Origin of the sequence: Geomobilimonas luticola (assembly GCF_018476905.1) — a bacterium.
GTDB lineage: Bacteria > Desulfobacterota > Desulfuromonadia > Geobacterales > Geobacteraceae > Geomobilimonas > Geomobilimonas luticola.
The window spans coordinates 23,749-43,493 of record NZ_JAHCVK010000012.1 but is presented as its reverse complement, the minus strand read 5'-3'; the positions used below and the strand labels follow the sequence as shown (position 1 = coordinate 43,493).

The 19,745-nt window shown below is 56.8% G+C and carries 14 protein-coding genes; 6 read left to right on the top strand and 8 right to left on the bottom strand.

Annotation, left to right across the window (positions count from 1 at the left end; genetic code table 11):
* Window positions 1–70: 70 nt before the first annotated feature.
* Together KI810_RS16165 and KI810_RS16160 are read right to left on the bottom strand one after the other, a co-directional pair.
* Window positions 71–1,477 (bottom strand): HD family phosphohydrolase, encoded by a 1,407-nt coding sequence (locus tag KI810_RS16165; protein ID WP_214176602.1) that lies wholly within the window; start codon window positions 1,475–1,477, stop codon window positions 71–73.
* 34 nt (window positions 1,478–1,511) lie between these two features.
* Entirely contained in the window at window positions 1,512–2,315 is an 804-nt protein-coding gene (locus KI810_RS16160; RefSeq protein ID WP_214176601.1) for a hypothetical protein, read from the bottom strand.
* A 443-nt stretch (window positions 2,316–2,758) separates the two neighbouring features.
* Here KI810_RS16160 and KI810_RS16155 point away from each other — a divergent pair, with 443 nt between their 5' ends.
* From KI810_RS16155 to KI810_RS16130, 6 genes are all read left to right on the top strand, one after another.
* Window positions 2,759–7,144 (top strand): PocR ligand-binding domain-containing protein, encoded by a 4,386-nt coding sequence (locus KI810_RS16155; RefSeq protein WP_214176600.1) that lies wholly within the window; start codon window positions 2,759–2,761, stop codon window positions 7,142–7,144.
* Window positions 7,145–7,448: 304 nt separating this feature from the next.
* Window positions 7,449–8,885: a sigma-54-dependent transcriptional regulator gene (locus KI810_RS16150; protein WP_214176599.1), complete on the top strand. Its 1,437-nt coding sequence runs from the start codon at window positions 7,449–7,451 to the stop codon at window positions 8,883–8,885.
* Window positions 8,886–8,987: 102 nt separating this feature from the next.
* Entirely contained in the window at window positions 8,988–9,584 is a 597-nt protein-coding gene (locus KI810_RS16145) for a hypothetical protein (protein WP_214176598.1), read from the top strand.
* 77 nt (window positions 9,585–9,661) lie between these two features.
* Window positions 9,662–10,675 carry an ABC transporter substrate-binding protein gene (locus tag KI810_RS16140; RefSeq protein WP_214176597.1) on the top strand — a complete coding sequence of 338 codons (1,014 nt, stop codon included), beginning with the start codon at window positions 9,662–9,664 and terminating at the stop codon, window positions 10,673–10,675.
* Between the two features lie 4 nt (window positions 10,676–10,679).
* Window positions 10,680–12,269: a HAMP domain-containing sensor histidine kinase gene (locus tag KI810_RS16135; protein WP_214176596.1), complete on the top strand. Its 1,590-nt coding sequence runs from the start codon at window positions 10,680–10,682 to the stop codon at window positions 12,267–12,269.
* A 1-nt stretch (window position 12,270) separates the two neighbouring features.
* Complete coding sequence (locus KI810_RS16130; RefSeq protein ID WP_214176595.1) at window positions 12,271–12,684, top strand: response regulator transcription factor; 414 nt, start codon at window positions 12,271–12,273, stop codon at window positions 12,682–12,684.
* A gap of 44 nt (window positions 12,685–12,728) precedes the next feature.
* Here the strand turns inward: KI810_RS16130 and KI810_RS16125 are convergent, their stop codons facing one another.
* The 6 genes from KI810_RS16125 to KI810_RS16100 all read right to left on the bottom strand — a co-directional run bounded on the left by KI810_RS16125 (window position 12,729) and on the right by KI810_RS16100 (window position 19,670).
* The gene (locus tag KI810_RS16125; protein ID WP_214176594.1) at window positions 12,729–14,297 is read right to left on the bottom strand and encodes a nuclease-related domain-containing protein; all 1,569 of its coding nucleotides are present in this window, start codon (window positions 14,295–14,297) and stop codon (window positions 12,729–12,731) included.
* A gap of 232 nt (window positions 14,298–14,529) precedes the next feature.
* Entirely contained in the window at window positions 14,530–14,859 is a 330-nt protein-coding gene (locus KI810_RS16120) for a hypothetical protein (RefSeq protein ID WP_214176593.1), read from the bottom strand.
* A 74-nt stretch (window positions 14,860–14,933) separates the two neighbouring features.
* The gene (locus tag KI810_RS16115) at window positions 14,934–15,449 is read right to left on the bottom strand and encodes a tetratricopeptide repeat protein (protein ID WP_246525769.1); all 516 of its coding nucleotides are present in this window, start codon (window positions 15,447–15,449) and stop codon (window positions 14,934–14,936) included.
* Window positions 15,450–15,493: 44 nt separating this feature from the next.
* Window positions 15,494–16,402, bottom strand: a complete 909-nt coding sequence (locus tag KI810_RS16110; protein WP_214176592.1) for an NHL repeat-containing protein — start codon at window positions 16,400–16,402, stop codon at window positions 15,494–15,496.
* Between the two features lie 5 nt (window positions 16,403–16,407).
* Complete coding sequence (locus tag KI810_RS16105; RefSeq protein ID WP_214176591.1) at window positions 16,408–17,685, bottom strand: cytochrome c3 family protein; 1,278 nt, start codon at window positions 17,683–17,685, stop codon at window positions 16,408–16,410.
* A gap of 11 nt (window positions 17,686–17,696) precedes the next feature.
* Window positions 17,697–19,670, bottom strand: coding sequence for a cytochrome c3 family protein (locus tag KI810_RS16100; RefSeq protein WP_214176590.1), 1,974 nt, complete (start codon window positions 19,668–19,670; stop codon window positions 17,697–17,699).
* Window positions 19,671–19,745: the final 75 nt, after the last annotated feature.

The window sequence follows — 19,745 nt, the reverse complement described above, 5'->3', positions numbered from 1 at the left end:
GTGCCTCCGGTCATTCCCTACGGAGCACATGCACCGATGATGACAAAACCAGACCCCTGCTATCCGGAGGTCACCTGCCGCTTGAGGCCGGCGACGGCAGAACCCCAGCGAACGGCCCCTTTTCCCCTTCACCTTCATGCAGCCGTATCACCTGGGCTCGACCGCTTTGCGCGGTCTTGTCCAACGGAGGTATCCGCACTTTCGACTGATAGATCGCATCGATGAAGATCTTGACCAGAGCGGGGTCAAACTGGGTTCCCGCATGGGTGAGCAGTTCGTGCACCGCCTCCCCCATCCCCATCGACTGCTTGTAGGTGGAAGCAGAGGTCATGGCATCGAAGGCCTCGGCAATGGCGATGATTCTCGCCTCAAGGGGGATATCCTCACCCTTGAGCTTGTTAGGGTAGCCGGTACCATCGAATCGTTCATGGTGATGCAGAACTATGGGTGCCACATCCTTGTAGACCGAGATTGATTTGAGCATCGTGTACCCTGCGAGACAGTGATGCCGGAAAACCTTGTCTGTCATTTCCGTTTCCGGACGGTATTTGATGAATCCGATGTCATGGAGCATGCTGGCAATATGAAGGTTCTTTTCCCGGGCAAAGGGGAGGTTGATGGCTTTGCCGATAAGATGGCTGTAGCGAGCGACATTTTCGGAATGGGCGCGCTTGATCGGCCGATGGGCATCCATGGCTTGAAGAAGGATTTCGGAGATGTGGGTTTCGAAATTGAGCTGGTCTTCGTAAAGCCGTGCATTTTCGAGAGAAATGGCTGCCTGGTCCGCAAAATAGGAGATGATGGCTTCGTCTTCGCCGCTGCTCTCCCCCTTCCGCAGGTTGCATAATCCGATGACACCGACAACCTTGGAATGGGTGATCATGGGAGCGAAAAGAAGGGAATTACACATGAACTCTTCAAACCCGGTTTTCTCGGGGAGCCCTTCTATGGTGGTCGCCCCGGAACCGAGCCGGACAACCAGGGACGATTTGACGACCCAGCCGGGAACCCCTTCCATAAGCGGAAGAGAACTTCCCTTGAGCTTTTCGAGTCCGTTCCCCTCCGCATTCCGGCAGACCAGTCGGTCGTTTTCCACAGTGTAGAGAATCGCCCCCTCCGCGCCCGACATCGCCAGCGCATTATGGAGGATTTTTTCCAGGAGGATATCCGTGTGTATCTCCGCGCGTATTTCGCTCGTCGTGGCAAGGAGTGAGTCGAGCTTCGTGGCCAGGACCGATATTCTCTGCACCGATTTGTGTGCAAAACGCTTGAACATCACGGCTGCACCGGCAAGCATCAGAACGGCAACGGATATTATCACCTCGAGTGAAACGGTGGGCAGTTGAACCAGGGAGTCATACAGCAGCTTGATCAGGAGCAAAGACAGGCAGTAAATGGCAAAGGTAATGATGGCATTGAGTTTCCTGACCTCACTGTCGAATTCCCTGGCAAATGCCTTCTCTCGTGGTGTTTTCATAGTGGACGCCCCTTTCGTTCGCATTTCAATGGTTTCACCAGGCGTTCAGAAAGATTCTCAACTCCTGCATGGTCTTCTGGTCCAGGTATATGCCGGCATGGTCCGCGATGGTGCCGGGATAGACAACGGGGAGCTCTCCCCCTCGCTGGGAGAGATCCGACCCCTTTCCCGGCACTTCATCGTAATCGCTCAGGGAATGACAGGAGGAACAGCAGTGCAGATAGGTGTTTTCCCCGTTGGGGGGGTATACGTGGGAAGGGAGGGGAGATGCGGGGCCATAGGTCCCCATGGCAAAGCCGAATGTCCCCTGGAGGCGGTAACGGGGTGCCGGCCCCTCCTTCACGTCGTAATCGGTGAGCACGACGTCGAATTCACCCGTTATGACGTTATGCCCCGCCAGGCCGGACGAAAAGGTGATGGTCCCCTCCTCCACTTTCTTGTACACGGACTTCTGGCCATTGAATACGTAAAACGTTCCGGGGAATTGCGGGAAGAGTGGGGTGTTTTCAAAGGAGAACGTTCTGCCGGAGAGTGACGGCATTGTACCATCCTGGTCTTTCAGTACGTCGATCCTGATGACGCAGCGGGTATCCGGGTCAACGACATGTGCCGCCACGTTGGCCTGCAACGACCAGAATACGGGGTTGTCGGTTGAATAGAGAAAATTGGGAGTGATGAGCCCGTAGTCATCGCGGGTAACCGTAAAATAATTGCTCTGGCCGGAGGTCGTTTCCTGAACGGCCGGCGAGGAGTTGATGCCAACGGCGGGCTGGTCGCTACCGCCACCGCCACAGCCTGCGATAGCCAGCACGAAGACGAGAACTAACCCCTTCGACAAGAGTACTCTGGATGAAAGAAGGTGTCCTGATGCTGTTCGGCTTGTCATGGAGAAAATCATGGCGGTTCCTTCCGGCAGGGGGTCCGGGTCCGCAACGAACTATCAGGCATTCGTCGCCGCACCTTACAGATATCTTTACAATTCCAATGCCAAAGGGGACTCCCTGCTGACTCCATTGCAACACGCCGAATTCGTTACAGAAAACAATCATTACCCATGAACTGCCGGGGATATGCAGCGCGGTCCTGTGCAGGTATTGAACAGCTGATTGTTCAAGAGATTGTTGAGGGTGTGAAATAAATTGTGTATAAGGGACCTTCCGATCAGGGATTGAATATCGGCGCTGAACCCATTCAGCATCATGTTCGAAGATCGAACGTCCGTCGGCCCTGACCGCATCGGATGAGGAAGCTGTAATCCTGAATCACGGAAGGAAACACACTTTGATTATTCGCTTGCTAATAGCCTTTGTTTTGATCATTAACAGCTCGCTGGCATATGCCCAGGAGTCCTTTAACAAAGTTCTGGTAGTCGGAAGCGAGGAGGATTTCCCGCCATTCGCCATTGGCAGGACTGACGAGACCGCCAGCGGCTACACGGTCGAATTATGGGAGCAGGTTGCCGGGGAAGTCGGTCTCAGGTACACCATCAGGGTGCGCCCCTGGGCCCAAATTCTCCAGGAGTTCCAAGACGGCAAGATTGATGTGCTCATTAACGTCGCCCAGTCGGAGGAGCGGCACCGCTATATCGATTTCAGCGTGCCCCATGTGACGGTCCACGGCGCCATCTTTGTCCGCAAAGATACCTCCGGCATTCGGTCTGAAAAGGATCTCGCCGGCAAGTCCCTCATTGTTTTCAAATCAGACCTGGCCCACGAGTACGCCCTTGCCAAGGGGTGGCAACAACAGCTTGTGGTGGTCAATACCGCCCAGGAGGGGCTCAAGCTGCTGGCTTCCGGCCAGCATGACGCCATGCTGCTCAGCAAGCTCTCCGGGTTGCAGACGATCAGGGAGTTGAAAATTGACAATGTCAAGCCCTTGGAAGTAAACGTCGGGTATGCGCAGAAGTTTTCTTTCGGGGTGCATAAACACGATCACGAACTCCTGGCACAGCTTAACGAGGGGCTGGCCCTGACAAAGGCAAGCGGCGCCTATGACAAGATCTATCAGAAATGGTTCGGCGTTTATGAGACACGCCAGCCCACGCTGCGGGATATCCTCCCCTACCTTGTGCCGTTCATCGCTATCTCCCTGGGCATTGCCGGCTACAATTTCAGGAAGCGGCGCATCGAGCGGAAACAGGCCAGGGCAGCCTTGCTGGCTAGCGAGCAGAATCTCAGGCTGATACTCAACTCCGCCGGTGAAGGTATTTACGGGATAGACCTCGATGGGAACTGCACGTTCTGCAACAGCGCCTGTGTGTCACTGCTTGGGTACAACCACCCGGATGAGCTTATCGGCAAAAACATGCACCGCCTCATCCACCATACCCACCCCGATGGAACCCCTTACCAGGTCGAAGAATGCTGCACCTATCAGACCTTCACATCAGGGCAGGGGTTGCATATCGATGACGAGGTACTGTGGCGGGCTGATGGCAGCAGTTTCCCGGTGGAATACCACTCCTATCCCCAGTTCAAGGAAGGGCGGACCATCGGCGCCGTGATCACATTCACTGACATCACCGAACGCAAATTCAAGGAGAGCGCCCATCGACAGGCCGGCCATCTGCTGCTGCTCGCCAGCACCTACAACGATCTCCACGAATGCATGGCCGCCCTGACCGCCTCCCTGCAGGACTTGACCGGCTGCGAGGCGGTGGGGATACGTTTGCAGGTTGGCGATGATTTCCCCTATTTTGAAACCCGGGGGTTTCCGGCGGAATTCGTGGCAGCGGAACATCAGCTTTGCACCTGCGGCCCGGACGGCAAGATACTGCGCGACGGCACCGGACACCCGGTTTTAGAGTGCATGTGCGGCAATGTCATCCAAGGGCGTTTCGATCCCGCCGCGCCATTTTTTACCCGCAGCGGCAGTTTCTGGTCCAACAGCACCACCGCCCTGCTGGCAAGCAGTTCGGAAGCCGATCGGCAGGCCCGCACCCGCAACCGCTGCAACGGCGAAGGCTACGAGTCGGTCGCGCTCGTGCCGATGCACGCCGGTGAGCGGATTATCGGGCTGATGCAGTTCAACGACCATCGCAAGGACCGCTTCACTCCGGCCCTCATCGATATTCTTGAAGGACTGGCCGACAAAGTGGCTCTGGCCATGGCGCAACGACAGGCTGAGAAGGAGCTGCTCGAGCGGGAAAAATTGTACCACGACCTGCTGGACACCATCCCGGACCTGATCTGGCTGAAAAACCCCGATGGTGTTTATCTCTCGTGCAACGCGACCTTTGAACGCTTCTTCGGCGCCAGCGAGGCGGCCATACTAGGCAAAACCGACTACGATTTTGTTGATAAAGAACTGGCTGATTTCTTCCGCACAAATGACCGCAAAGTCATGGCAGCGGGAAAACCTTGTCACAACGAGGAATGGATCACGTTTGCCGACGATAGCCATCGCGCCTTGTTGTACACCACCAAAGTGCCGATGCACGATACAGAAGGGAAGCTTGTCGGCATTCTGGGCGTCGGCCGTGACATAACCGCGCGCGTAGAGTATGAGGAGCGTGTCAGAAGCCTGAACGATCGCCTCCAACTGGCCACATCGTCAGCACGACTCGGCGTGTGGGATTGGGATGTGCGAACGAACACCATGGAATGGGACGATCGTATGTTCGAACTGTACGGTATCACCAGTGACACCTTTCCCAGCAACATCGATGCCTGGCTGAACGGCCTGCACCCCGACGACAAGGAACTGGCTGTTGCGGAATGCCAGGCGGCGCTGCGGGGAGAAAAGGAATTCGATACCACCTTCCGGGTCCAACACCCCGATGGTACGGTCAAGTACATCAAGGCCAATGGCCTGGTGATTCGACAGCCCGATGGCACTGCGGTGCGCATGACCGGAGTCAATGCAGATATCACGGAACGCAAGCGGGCCGAGGAAGCCCTTCAGCGGAGTGAGAGTACAATCCGGAATAAACTCAGAGCCATCCTTGAGCCGGAAGGCGATATCAGCAGTTTGGAACTGTCCGATATCATTGATTGTGACATGCTGCGTTCGATGCTGGAAGATTTTTACAAGCTTACGGGAATTCTGGGCGCCGTAATCGATACATCCGGCAATGTCCTGGTTGCCGTAGGCTGGCAGGACATTTGTACAAAGTTCCATCGATGCCACCCGGAAACACTGAAGAATTGTATTGAAAGCGACACTGTTCTCACCGACAACGTTCCGGTAGGGGAATTCCGGCAATATCGCTGCAAAAATAACATGTGGGATATGGTTACCCCTCTTGAGGTTGGAGGCAAACATATCGGCAATGTATTTATTGGCCAATTCTTCTTTGACGATGAAGAGGTGGATGTAGAGCTGTTCCGCAAGCAGGCGCAACGTTTTGGTTTTGACGAGACTGAATACCTGGCAGCCCTCAGCCGGGTACCACGAATAAGCAGGGAAATGGCACATTGGGGCATGCAATTTTATGCGAAACTTACGCAAATAATATCATCGTTAAGTTTCAGTTCCATTAAGGTTTCCAGGATGCTTTCCGAACGAATCAATCTGGAACACCAGCTGCAGCAGGCCCAGAAGATGGAAGTTGTTGGGCAACTGGCCGGCGGTGTTGCCCACGACTTCAACAATATCCTCACGGTTATATCAGGATATTGCAGTCTTCTGAAAATGGATTACGGTTTAAACGATCAGCAGAAACAGCGTGTTGAGGCGATCGCCGGTGCGGCCGAGAAAGCCGCCCAACTAACCCATGGCCTGCTCGCTTTCAGCCGCAAGCAGCCTCTTATCATGAGACAAGAGAACCTCAATGATATAGTGCATCATATCCACAAGTTCCTTGCCCGGATAATCGGTGAAGACATTACCTTCAGTACAGCCTGCAGTAATCCTGAATTGTCAATTGTTGCCGACCGGGGGCAGATAGAGCAAGTGCTGATCAACCTTGCCACCAACGCCCGTGATGCCATGCCGAACGGGGGCAGCTTTACTGTAACGAGCGGACTTGCTGAACTGGACTCATCTTTTGTGGGTGTGCATAAGTACAACGTACCGCCGGGAAAATATGCATTACTGACCGTGTCCGACACCGGGATCGGCATTAAGAAAGAGGATCTTGCCCATATCTTCGAGCCATTCTTCACCACGAAAGAAGTGGGGAAAGGCACCGGCCTGGGCATGGCGATTATCTACGGCATCGTCAAGCAGCACAACGGATTTATCAATGTCTACAGCGAAGTCGGGCAAGGGACAACATTCCGTATTTACCTGCCTATCATGGAATCGAACGACAAACCGGCAACTGTCAACGTTAAAGAGAATATCCTCCCCATGGGAGGCAAAGAAACCATTCTTCTCGCTGAAGATGACCCTGCTGTACGGACACTAGTGTCAACGATACTGTCAAGCAGCGGATACGAGGTAATCCTCGCGGAAGATGGTGATGAGGCCATAGAGAAATTCAAACAGCATCACGACAAGATCAACCTGCTTCTCATTGACATGATCATGCCGAAGAAAAACGGCAGGGAAACGGTCGAGGAAATCCAGCGTATCAAACCGGGTGTCAAGGTGCTCTTCACCAGCGGTTATACCGCCGACTTCATACAGCGCCGGGGAGTATCAGAAGAAGGCATCGAACTGCTCATGAAACCGGTACAGCCGACCATTCTGCTGAGAAAATTACGGGAAATACTGGATACATGAAATTACAACAACCGGGCAATCCATTATACAAAACTCAGGACGCACCCGATTTTTTTGTTATGCTTACTGCGAACGATCTTTGTACGGATAGTTGCTCTTTGCAGGAAAGGCGGTTTCTGTTACAGTGCGGAACGAGCCGTGATTACTCCGGCAATCAACCATGGCAACCCTGATGTTGGACCACGGCGTGCCGCGCCCGATTGGGTGGGGTACGCTTAGCCCCTGCCATGGATGTGCTTGATTGCCTCCATGATAGAATGGATATGGCGAACTTGAATGACAATTACATGGAGACGGGAGGTATATGGGAAAGAAGCTGCTTATTCTCGACGACGATCCTGCCATTCTCGGCCTGTTGCAGCATTTCTTTGAAGATCACGACATCGAGCTGCTGCTGGAGACGGACAGCGACTCGGCCCTGAAGCGCATTGCCGAAAACCATCCCCATGTGGCTTTGATCGACATTTCGCTGCCGAAAATGTCAGGACTGGAGGTGCTGCAGGAGATAAAAAAAATCGATCCCCGCGTAAGCGTGATCATCATGACCGGACATGCTACGACCCAGAACGCCATCGAGGCCATGAAGCATGGGGCGTTCGATTACCTGACCAAGCCCCTTGACTTCAATAAACTTGAAACCGTCGTCGACAAGGCTGTTGAAAACAATCTGCTCAATCGCGGGATTCGCTTTGTGGGCGAAGGCGGGGTGGCCCCCCAGGATGAAAGCGATGCGGATGTCATGATCGGCTCATCTCCTGAGATGACCGAAATCTGGAAAATGGTCGGCAAGATCGCAGATTCCAATGCCAGCGTCCTTATCCAGGGTGAAAGCGGGACGGGCAAGGAGCTCATGGCCCGCTTGATCTACACCAACTCGCGCCGCAAGAACAGGCCTTTCCTTGCGGTCAACTGCGCGGCACTCCCGGAAGCACTTCTCGAAAGCGAGCTTTTCGGCCATGAGAAGGGGGCTTTTACCGATGCGGTGAGACGGCACATCGGCCGGTTCGAACAGTGCAACAGCGGCACGCTGTTCCTCGATGAAGTCGCCGAAATGAGCCTGAAAAACCAGGCCAAACTCCTCCGTGTGCTGGAAAGCCAGGAATTCGAGCGGGTCGGCGGGAATGAAACCATAAAGGTGGACGTCAGAATCATTGCGGCGACGAACCGCAGCCTGATTACGGCGGTGAAGGAAAAACGTTTCCGTCTCGACCTGTACTACCGGCTCAAGGTAGTAAACTTGATCCTCCCTTCCCTGCGAGAACGCCAGGGGGATATCCCGCTCCTCGTTAACTATTTCATGAAGAAGTTTGCACGTGAATACCACAAGCCGCTCATGCAGATCTCTCCCGCTGCCATGAAGATGCTTACCACCAACCCCTGGCGCGGCAATATCCGGGAACTCAAGAATGTCCTCAATTCTGCCGTCCTGTTCAGCAGGGGAGACACGCTGGTCCCCGAGGATTTCGAGGCTCCGCTGAGTGGCGGCAAATCTTTCGAAACAGGGAGCTCCGCCAGCTCGTCAGCGGATTACTCTTTCCAGCTCAGGACGCTGTTCGACAAGGTTTCCCTCGCCCATAACGGCGCAGTGTACGAACATTTCATCTCTGCATCGGAGGAAGCGCTTGTTCGCATGACCATGGAAAAATTCAAGGACAACCAGGTGCAGGCGGCAAAGTTCCTGGGGATAAGCAGGAACACCCTCCGGCAGAGGCTGGCACTTTACAAGGTAACCCCTGAATGAAGAACTGCGGATGGTGAATGCCGAACAGCCGTCAAAGAGGGGTGAACAGGCATGAAGCCGGCCGATCTTTGTCGTGAAAATCCGAATCTCCAGGGAGCACGGATGGCCACGTCCAGAATCGAGTACTACGAGATTGCCTGCCAGCAGGTTCTCGAAAAGGACCACTCGGTCTTTTCGATCCAGTGGGTGGTTCTCCCCGAAGACCATACCCGGGATGTGACCCCGGAAGAACTGCTTCACCTCTACCTTGCGTACATCCGGTCCTTTACCTGCACCCTCGTCACCCCCGAAGTCACCGACACCGGCGTGGAATTCCACCTGCTGCGCAGTTCACTCAGCCTGCTCAAGTTCGATCTCCCGCAGTATGTCGCTATCCCCCATGGGACTAAGGCCACGCTCCACATATCCGGCGGCTTCCTGGTCCAGCCGGGCCAGTGCGACCGGGGGGAGCTCGACTTCATCGTCGAACGGGTGGCCGAGGGGGTGAAGCTTACCCTGCAACTCAGCGACTTCTGCCCGCTCCTCCTTGGCGGCCAAAAACCGTCGTTATGGCGGAAGTGGCTCTATCGGTTCACCCAGGCTTACCTGCACAAGGTCGTTACCGTGCGGTTCCTGTCCCGGGTCCACAAAAAGCTGGTCGGCTACACCGCTCCGGTCAAGATCGTGAGAGCCCGCCTCCGCTCCGGGATCGACACCTGAGGACAGGTAACGTCCCGCTCTGTCGGGGAGCAAAGCTGGCGCCTGCTCCCCATGTCCGACAGGAGACCACAAACGTCATGACCAGTAAAAAAACTGCCATACTCGGCATAGTCGCCATCATCGGTGTCGGGCTTTTCCTTGCAGTCGCCATGAACGTAATGAAGGGGGCCGAGGTTTCCCGACCTCCCGAACACCTGACATTTGCCGTTGCCACGGTGGTCGATTCCGCACCGGTCTTGATCGCTCAGCAGCAAGGTTTCTTCGAACACGAAGGTGTGAAAGTCGACATCAAACGATATCAGAGCGGGAAAGATGCCGCATCCGCCATGCTGCGCGGTGAGGCAGACCTGGCGACGGTAGCGGACCTCCCCCTCATTATGGCCATCATGGAGGGAACGGATATTCGGCTTATTGCCACCATCAGCAGAAGCGGCAGGGAAAACAGCATCGTGGCACGAAAGGACCGGGGGATTACATCGCCGTCCCACCTTCGCGGGAAAGCCGTCGGTGTCATTTCCGGGACCACCAGTGAATTTCTTCTCGACGAAATACTCGTGATGCACGGCATCCCTCGCAGCGCGATTACCGTTGTCGGTCTGAAGCCGGATGAAAGCATGGACGCTCTCCTCTCCGGCCGGGTCGATGCCGTTTCCTCCTGGCATCCACAGACCGACACCCTGCTGAAGAAGCTGGGAAACGACGGCGTCAGATTTTATTGCGACGAAACTTACCAGATGCACTGGAATATCGTCACCCGCAAGGATTTTGTTGCCGGGCACAAGGACGCGATCCGCAAGGTTGTCGAGGCGCTCGACCACGCAAACGTCTACCTGCGGGATAATACTGTCGCGGCACAGGAAATCGTGGCGAAAAGCCTCCCGTTCGATCCGGTGCTGCTCCGGGAAGTCTGGCCCGAGTATATTTTCGAAACATCACTTGAACAATCGTTCCTCATGACCCTGGAAAACCAGGCACGATGGGCTATTCGGCGCAACAGGGCCACGGCACGGGAAGTACCGAACATCGTCAACTTCATTTACCGGGATGCGCTCCAGGATGTCGCCCCCGCCGCAGTGACGGTAATCAGGTAGTCCCATGACGATCAGGAAACGACTCGCTCTCATCTCTCTCTTTCCCCTCGCCATCGCCATGGTAGCTGGCATCTACGTCAGCAACAAGGGGAAACAGATAGAGGCACACCGGCATGCGAGGGAATTTGCCAACTCTCTCGCCCAAGATGTGTTCGACCTGAACTTTCTCACCGACCGGTACATCATCTACCGTGAGCGTCAGATCAAGACACAGTGGGAAGCGAAATACGGCGCGATCGGGAAACGCCTTGCAGGCTTGACTCCGGCGGACAAAAGCGAACGCATACTGCTGGAAAAGCTCCGTACAACCCATCGGGAAACAGGGAATATCTTTGTCCGGCTGACAAGGGACATTGAACATCCCGATGCTACCGGCAATGTCGAGCAGCTTGAGGAGAGAAGGGAACGCCTTGTCGGCGTCCTGCTCATCAAGGGGCGCGACATGTTCGCTACCGCCAGACGACTTGCCGACGACCACTCGGAATCCCTTGGGGTCATCAGGGACAGCTTCAATCGCACAATTATCTTCCTGTTCTTCTTCCTGGCGGTGGTGATCAGCACCATCTCCGCCCTGAGTTCCCGACGCATTATCACCGCCATCGACCGGCTCCGTCGCGGCACGGAAGTGGTCGCCGCCGGCAACCTGGACCACCGGGTTGAACAGCTTGCCGATGATGAACTGGGAAGGCTGGCTGACGCCTTCAACGGGATGACCGTGCGGCTCAAGGCAAGCAGTGCCGAACTTCAGACCACCCTCAATGCCCTGCGTGGGGAGGTCGTGGTGCGCAAACGCGCCGAGGAGGGGGCTCGTCGTCTGAACGACGAACTGGCAAGAGCCATCGAGGAGTTGCAGCATGAGATGTCCGAGCGGTTGAAGACAGGGGAAGAACTCCGGGAGAAAGAGCGCCTCCTCATTCTCCAGGGGCGCCAGGCCGCAATGGGAGAGATGATCGGCAACATCGCCCACCAGTGGCGCCAGCCCCTCAACCTGCTGGGACTTCTCATCCAGGAGTTGCCCATGCACCATGAAACGGGCAAGCTGAATGGAGAGCACCTCGAATCCCAGGTGGGAAAGGCCATGCAGGTGATCAACCACATGTCCCAGACCATCGACGACTTCATGAATTTTTTCAGACCGGACAAGGAGAAGGTCCCGTTCAAGGCCTGCGATTCCGTCGCCGGGGTCGTCTCCCTCGTCCAAGATAGTTTCGCCAGATTCGGTATCGTCATCGACACACGGGCCGAAAGCGATCCGTACATCGACGGCTACCCCAACGAATTCTCCCAGGTGCTGATCAACATTCTGCTGAATGCCAAGGATGTGGTGGAAGAGCGCAAAACCGTCAATCCGCGGGTGGAGATCACCACTGCTACGGAAAACGGCAAGGTCGTCGTAACCATCGCCGATAACGCCGGCGGTATTCACGAGTCGATCATGGACAAGATATTCGACCCGTATTTCACCACCAGGGGCCCCGACAAAGGGACGGGTATCGGGCTGTTCATGTCGAAAAACATCATCGAAAAAAACATGAACGGCACGCTTACGGCGCGCAATACCGGTGACGGGGCGGAATTCAGGATAGAGGTCTGATATGGAAACGTTGAAGAGCGGGGGATCCCGGCTGTCGATACTGTACGTGGAGGATGAACCCGTCGTCAGGGAGATGGTGAAGTTTGTCCTGACCAGGAAATACCCGGAAATGGAAATCCATGTTGCCGGCGACGGGAGGACCGGCCTGGAACTGTTCCGGGAGCACAAACCGGATCTCATCCTGACCGATGCACGCATGCCGGTCATGGATGGTTTTCAGATGGCGCGTGCAATGCTGGAGGAAAACCCGTCAGCACGCATAATCATGATCACCGCCTGCAGCGATCCGGACTACGTGCAGGAGATGGTGAAGACGGGAATCAACCGGCACGTGACGAAACCGATCATCCACAAGGAACTCTTCGAGGCCATAGACGACTGCCTTGCCCCCATAACCGGCGGAGACAAGGGATGACGTAACGCCTTCTTCCCGGAAGGACTTCCGCCCTCCGTCGGGATTCACTTCCCCCGGATCAGATTCTCGATCTGCTCGGGGGTCGGCCGTTTGGTAAAGGCATTCATGCGCCGGGCCTCGGCGTCCAGATTCCCCAGCAGGCTTACCAGCCGGTCGAAGCTGGTAACACGGTAGAATTTCCCGATTTTTTCTTCCAGCCCCGAGATGTCCGTCCCCTCCGGAAAGACGATCACCCCGTAGGCGGACAGTTTCCACCGTCCCCGTTTCACCAGGTTCATCAGGCTCATGGTGTATTCACGCACCTGGTGGTAGGGGTTCGTTCCCCAGGCGCTCTTCACCTCGACCGTCGTGTCATCGCTGCGGCAGAGCCAGGTGGTATTCTCCAGGTCCCCCTCCGCCTCGATCCGCCCCGAATAGTTTTTCGCCTCCACCACGATCAGGCAGTCCCTGGTGATGACCATGCAGTCCACGAACTGGCTCCCCCCCCTGCCGGTGGCAACGTCGAAACTGGTGACCACATTCCAGTCACCGTTCTGACACCGGGGACTCTTCGCGATTGCGGTGAACACCTTCTTCTCGAAACTGTTGGCAAACTGGGGATTTATGGCCATTTCCAGCGCCGTTGAGGCCCCTGGCCGGTCCTTCCGCGGGTCCTTCCGGTATTTCTCGAACTCCGCCTGGAGTGCCTGTTTCTGCAGGTTGGTCCGCTCCAGTTCCTCCCTGAACGTCACCGACTGCTGGGCCTTTTCCTCCTCCAGCTCCCGGATGAGGGTTTCCGCGCTCCGGCGGTAGTCGTCCACATTCTGCAGCTTCCGCTCCAGTTCCCGTATCCTGCCGATGTAGATTTCGTACTGGCTGCGGGAGCGTTGCTCCTCATCTTCGAGCTGCCGTTCCTTTGCCTCGAACTGCCGCAGGAAGAGGTCCGCATCCCGGAGCAGGTCGTGCTCTCGCTGCCGGGCGTTTTTCCGCTCGATCCTGCGGATTTTCAGGAACAGCTCCATGAGTATCCAGAATCCCCATCCACCCGAGAGGCAGGTCGTCATGGTTATCAGATACCTTCGCCAGAGATCGTCGTTCCTGAAGGGATCCTTCATCCAGAGGCGGTAGTCTTCCGCGAAGGTCGGGATGGTGCTGATGGAATAGACGCGGCCGACAATCATCCCCTTGCCGCTCCCCCCCTTTGCCTGATGCTCCAGGATATCGAGGATTGAGGAAGACTGCCGGCGCAGGACCACGTAAGGATAGCGTATCAGGTCTTCCACGCGGATCTCTCCGCTCCGGATCAGGGCGGGGTTGGTCGCAAACAGAATTTTCTGCCCGTCGCACGCCTCCTTCATTTCCGTGCAGTCGGTTATGGCCAGGGCGTAGATGCCGGCGTTCCGGTCGAGCATCTCCTGGAGCTTTGCATGGTTTCCCTCCAGAAGCAGTTTTGCCAGCTGGTTGGCATCGAGACCGAACCGCGCCTCCGCATGTATCTTCACCAGCGCCCTGCCCATGTAATCCGAATAATTCCGGTTATTCAGATACTGGGCGACCACGACCGACAGATACAGGCAGACGCAGAATCTTGCCAGGATATACAACCCCTGCCTGAAGGGCTTTGGCGAAAACATGGGACGTGCTCCTTGGGTCACCGCACAGAACCACAGCGGGAATGACATAGCGGGGTCTGCTGCATGCCATCCGGGCGAAAGAGTACCCGTCTGCGCAGCATTATTGCACATGCCAGGGATAATCTAAAGCGCGAAATTCAACAAATCCGGGCAGATACCCGCTGCATGCCCAAGAAAAAAGCCGCACCCCTGAAAGAATGGGGGTGCGGCTCAAAGACATATGCGGTGGGCGCTACTCCATCCGCACGTACAGCGCCTGCTCCCCTTGTCCGTTCAGGATGAATACATTCTTCTCCACATTTCCCGACAATGACCGGACGTGCCCCTGGTAGGGGACATCGATTTTAACGCTATCCCCCGAATCGATCCTCCAGGTAAAGGATAGGGGAGGGTTGTCCTTCACGAGAAAAATACCGGTCTTGTCGCTCTTGAATTCCACGATTTCCGGCAACGACTGGTTCTTCCATTTGCCGACCAGGCGGGTATCGGCCTTGCTGCATCCGACCAAGCAGGAGAGTGCGACCACGCATACCAGCAACAGTGCCATTCTCAATAACTTCATATCTTTCACCTCGTACATGTCCGGCCGCTCGTGAACCGGAAAAGATCTTTTACGCTCGTTCCCTGAAGGTACCGCTATTTTTCACCCATGACCCGCAACAGCTTCTGCGCCCTGACATGTCCCTGCCCGGCTGATTTGCGCAGCCACTTCACCGCCTCTGCCCGGTCTTTCTCCACCCCTTCGCCGTTGGTGTACATGAGTCCCAGGTTGAACTGGGACTGGGCATGCCCCTGCTCGGCAGCCTTGCGGTACCATTTCGCCGCCTCCGGCTGGTCCTGGTCAACCCCGTCCCCCTTGTCGTAGATTACGGCCAGGCTATACTGGGCCTTCAGATAGCCGCGCTCGGCGGATGCGCGCAGCAGCTTGACCGCACCCGCCTTATCGACTTCGACCCCTTCCCCCTTGAAATGCATGATGCCGAGTACATACTGGGAGGGAGGACTGCCGTCGGCCTTGAACTCCCGCAGTGCCCGCTTGTAATCCTTGGCCAGATAGGCCTTGGCCCCCGCATCGTATCCGGCCCAGACAGACGGAACGGCAAGCATCAGCCCGACCAGCACGTAGGGGACAATTTTCGCTCTGCGTATCATTGGATTTCCTTTCTTTGCCATGGTCATGTGATGCGACATCCTCGTCAGCGCCCGAGGGTGAACAGCTGCAACCGGCTGTTGTTCCGGTCCGCGACGAACAGCGTGCCGGCAGGCGTCAGACATACCTGGCCCGGGTAGTTCAGCAGGCCGCTCTTCGTCCCCATCGCCAGCTGGCGTCCGACGAAGGAGCCGTCGGCGCCGAGGGCAATGAGCGCACCGCCGTTCTGGTCGACGATGTAGATCATGCCGCGGCTGTCCGTCATGAGGTAGGTCGGATACACCAGGTAGTCCCGCAGGCTCTGGGAGAGGGGGATGAACGTCCCTTCACCCTTGCGGGCGACGAAGACGAGCGCGCTGTTGCTGTCGAGCAGGAGAACATCCCCTGCAGAGGTAACCTCCAGGTCGGAGATGAACCCGTAGTTTTTGGGAAATTCCAGCTGGCGCTGGACATTCCCCTCCCCGTTCAGCTGGAGCACCCGCGCGCCGAGGATATCGAGAATCCAGATGCTGCCCGCCCCGTCGACCCTGAAGCTCCGCGGCACCACTCCCTGCTCACCGGTAACACCCTTGGGATCAACGTAACCGGCGAACGTGCCGTCCGCATTGAGCCGGACGATACGCCGCTGCTTTCCGTCCAGGGCGAATATCGCCCCCGTCGGGGCAACCTGCACCCGCAAGGGGTAGGTAAGCTGGGGAAGCTTGATCTCGCTCCCCCCCTTGAGGCTCTCATCCTGGTAGGTGTAACGCACCAGGCGTCCGTTCCCCGTATCCGCAACGACCAGCAGGGACTTGCCGTCGCAGGCCACCCCCTCGGGAAATTTGAGTTCCCCACCCTTCTCGTCCGCAATCACCGCCTGCAGCGGTTTCACCTTGAACCCTTCAGCGGCCAGCGCCCCCAGGGGAATGGTAAGCACCGCCGCCGTACCGATACATCTCGCTATGAACCGTCTCATATCTTTCACCTCTTGAAAGTCTCGTGGCACTGGGTGCACAGTTCGGTCGTGGTCGCAAAGGGGATGAAGTGCTTATACTCCGTACCATGCGACCTGTGGCAGCTCAGGCACTGCACGGACAGGCTCCGGCTCCGCGGGTCCCTGACCTTTTCACCCAGGGGATGGGTCGAATGCTTCTGCCAGTCGTGGCAGGTTCCGCACATATCGACGACAGATGCCTTTTTGAAGAGATACACGCCGTCAGAACCGTGGGGGTCGTGACATGCGGCACAGTTCCCCGAAGAGATCGGTTCGTGCTTGGTCATGGACTTCTCCTGGCGCGTGATGGTGTCCTTGTGACAACTGCCGCACAGCGTCAGGGCATCCTGCTTGAGAAGCCCCTTCTGCTTCGATGCGTGGGGACCGTGGCAGGAGAGACACCCTTCCTTGGAGAGGAGCGGCCAGTGGACCCTGTTCTTGCCGAATGCCTGGTTCACCATGGTGCTGTGGCATCCCTTGCAAAGGTCGGTCCCGCTCCGCTTCACCTTCAACGGTGACGGGCTGGTGGACTCCTCATGGCACTGGTTGCACATCTTGCTGGCGATCGGCTTGTGCACCGTGTTGTAGAGAATCCCCGCCACGTCGGAGCCGTGGGGGTCATGACAGGAGGTACAGCGGGAGTTGGCCACCGGGTAGTTCATGTGCGCCTTGACGAAGATCGGCTTGTCGGTCTTGTGGCACCCGACGCAGAGGGCCGGCACGTCATTCTTCAGCAGGAAGCCATTTTTGGCCGATGCGTGGGGGTCATGACAGGTGAGGCATCCTTTCCCCACCGGGCTGTGCTTGAACTTCACCTTGGCCACCGTTTCCCCCATGGCTTTATGGCAGGCGAAACAGAGGTCATTCCCCCCCTTGACGAGGTTGAACTTGGTGGTCGCCGCGTGGGGGTCATGACACTTCATGCACCCCCCCTCCGCCACGACCTTGTGCGCACTCCGCGCATCCTTGGGGATAACGGACGAGTGGCAGAGGGAACAGATGTTCGCCGTCTCCTCGGCCAGCAGCTTGCCGTGGGAGGAGGTGTGGGGATTATGGCACCCCGCACAGTCCCCCGTTTTCAGCGGGGTGTGGACAAACGGCTTCTTGACCGTCTCCTGGGTAGCGACATGACATTTCAGGCAGAGCTTGCCGCTCGCCCCCGGCTTCAGCTTGAACTTCAATGCGTTGTCCTGGGCATGGACAGTGGTCACCGTAAGAAAAACAGCGACCAGAAGGGACATGACCAGCGATAGATATACTTTCATGGCAAAACTCCTTAGTGCTTGTCGACTATGTGGCACTCATCGCATGAGTTCCCGGCAAAGGGGGGATGCACCGCTTCCTTGAAAAACTTCGGGTCCTTGGAAGCATGGGGGTCGTGGCAGCTCATGCAATTCATGTCGGCGGGCTTGATTCCCAGGTGAGACTTGCTGAACCGTGCATCCTGAAGGTCGTGGCACTGGCCGCACAGGGTCACCAGCGGCTCGGCGACCAGTTTGCCCTGGCCGGAGGAGTGCGGTTTGTGACAGGACTGGCAGTCCTTCTGGGCAGCGGGGTGGACGGTGTTCTTCGCCAGCTTCTCCTTCATGGGTTTGTGGCAGGAGAAACACAAATCCTGCCCCTGGGCCAGCATCAGCTTGTTCAGCTTCGCCTTGTGGGGACTGTGGCATTTGCTGCAATCGCCGTTGACGACAGGGGCATGGCTGCTCCTGGCAGCCTTCATCCCTTTTTCCACTCCGTCGTGGCATTCGTAACAGAGCGTTTCCTGCTTCTTCACCAGCATCCCCCTGAAATTGCTGCCGTGGGAATCGTGACAGGTGAGACAGTCACCCTCGGCGAAGGGGGGGTGGTTGGAGCCGGCGGCTTCGGGTTTCATCAGGTCGCCGTGACACTGGGCACACAGTTTCTCCGGCGCACTCTTGAGAAGTTTCTTCTGTTCCGAGCCATGGGCCTTGTGACACATGGTACACTTGGCATCGTTCACCGGTTTGTGGGTGTAGCTCTTCTTGAACCGGGTTTCCGCATCCGTATGGCAGCCGTAGCAGAGGTTATCCATCCGGTCCGTCAGCATGCCGGGGAAATTGGAGCCGTGGGGGTTGTGACAACTGCTGCATTCCCCCCCCATGAAGGGGGCGTGGGTGCCCTTGTTCGCCTGCTCCGCCTTGGTCTTGGCATGGCACGAGTAGCAGAGTTCGGCTCCCGGTGCGATGAGCAGACTCTTTTCCTTGGCGGCATGGGGCTTGTGGCAGGAAAGACACCCCTTGCCGTTCTTGACCGCCGCGTGGGTGACCGAGAGGGGGCCACCCTGCTTTTTGTGGCAGCCGATGCAGAGCTTGTTGCCGTCGCCGCTCAGGAGCCTGGTGAACTCGGAGGCATGGGGGTTATGACAGGAAAGGCAGTCACCCCCCTTGAACGGCTTGTGCTCCATCGTTCCGCCATCCTTGAGTTTGGCGGCATCATGGCACTGGTAGCAGAGCTCGCTCCCCTTCTGGCTCACCGCGAAAGGTTTTGGAGAGGTGGAGGCGTCGTGGCAGCCGTCGCACCCTGCGGTGGCGACAGGATTGTGGACGCTGGATTTAAGCAGCTTGGGCTGGCTGGAGGAATGGGGGTTGTGGCAGAGGGAGCAGCGGCTTTTCTCCACCGGATATCCACCGTGGGCCTTCTTGAACGAAGAACCGCCGCTGTCGTGGCAGCCGAGGCACAGCTTCGGCTCGGCCTGGGACAGGAGGTTCTTTTCATCGGCGCTGTGGGAAAGATGGCACGCCGTGCACCCCTTGTCGGCCAGCACCTTGTGGACCACCTTCTTCTCGTACGCATCCTTCTTGTGGCAGGTGTAACAGATGGCCTTCCCTTCCGCCTGCAGGAGGTGGCTCCCCTGGGAAGCATGGGGGTTGTGGCAGAGGGTGCATTTCCCCGTTTTCAGGGCGGTATGCACATTGGCCCTGTTCATGCCGACCTTTTCCCTGGCGTGACACTTGAAGCAGAGGGCGTTGCCGGTCTCCTTCAGCAGCAGCTTGGGAACGATGCCGTGCCGGAGATGACACTCCTCGCATTTCCCCTCCTTCACCACACCATGGACGTCCTTCATGGACAGGTATTTGTCGTTGAACTTCTTGTGGCAGTCGAGACAACCCTTCTGCGTAAATTTCTTCGCAGCGAAGGATGGTGTTGACATGGCAAAGAAGAGTGTCCCGCAGAACAGCAGGAACAGTACGGCAAAAATGGCTTTTTGTTTGTGCACTACTGGCATGGTCTATCTCCACTGATTTTTACGGTGATGGAACCTGACTAGTCAACATTCCCCCCCCTGCCTCCCCCCGCTGGG

Coding starts and splice junctions, on each gene's coding strand:
- KI810_RS16165 (WP_214176602.1), bottom strand. CDS start 1,477: ATGAAAACACCACGAGAGAAGGCATTTGCCAGGGAATTCGACAGTGAG.
- KI810_RS16150 (WP_214176599.1), top strand. CDS start 7,449: ATGGGAAAGAAGCTGCTTATTCTCGACGACGATCCTGCCATTCTCGGC.
- KI810_RS16145 (WP_214176598.1), top strand. CDS start 8,988: ATGGCCACGTCCAGAATCGAGTACTACGAGATTGCCTGCCAGCAGGTT.
- KI810_RS16140 (WP_214176597.1), top strand. CDS start 9,662: ATGACCAGTAAAAAAACTGCCATACTCGGCATAGTCGCCATCATCGGT.
- KI810_RS16135 (WP_214176596.1), top strand. CDS start 10,680: ATGACGATCAGGAAACGACTCGCTCTCATCTCTCTCTTTCCCCTCGCC.
- KI810_RS16130 (WP_214176595.1), top strand. CDS start 12,271: ATGGAAACGTTGAAGAGCGGGGGATCCCGGCTGTCGATACTGTACGTG.
- KI810_RS16125 (WP_214176594.1), bottom strand. CDS start 14,297: ATGTTTTCGCCAAAGCCCTTCAGGCAGGGGTTGTATATCCTGGCAAGA.
- KI810_RS16120 (WP_214176593.1), bottom strand. CDS start 14,859: ATGAAGTTATTGAGAATGGCACTGTTGCTGGTATGCGTGGTCGCACTC.
- KI810_RS16115 (WP_246525769.1), bottom strand. CDS start 15,449: ATGATACGCAGAGCGAAAATTGTCCCCTACGTGCTGGTCGGGCTGATG.
- KI810_RS16110 (WP_214176592.1), bottom strand. CDS start 16,402: ATGAGACGGTTCATAGCGAGATGTATCGGTACGGCGGCGGTGCTTACC.
- KI810_RS16105 (WP_214176591.1), bottom strand. CDS start 17,685: ATGAAAGTATATCTATCGCTGGTCATGTCCCTTCTGGTCGCTGTTTTT.
- KI810_RS16100 (WP_214176590.1), bottom strand. CDS start 19,670: ATGCCAGTAGTGCACAAACAAAAAGCCATTTTTGCCGTACTGTTCCTG.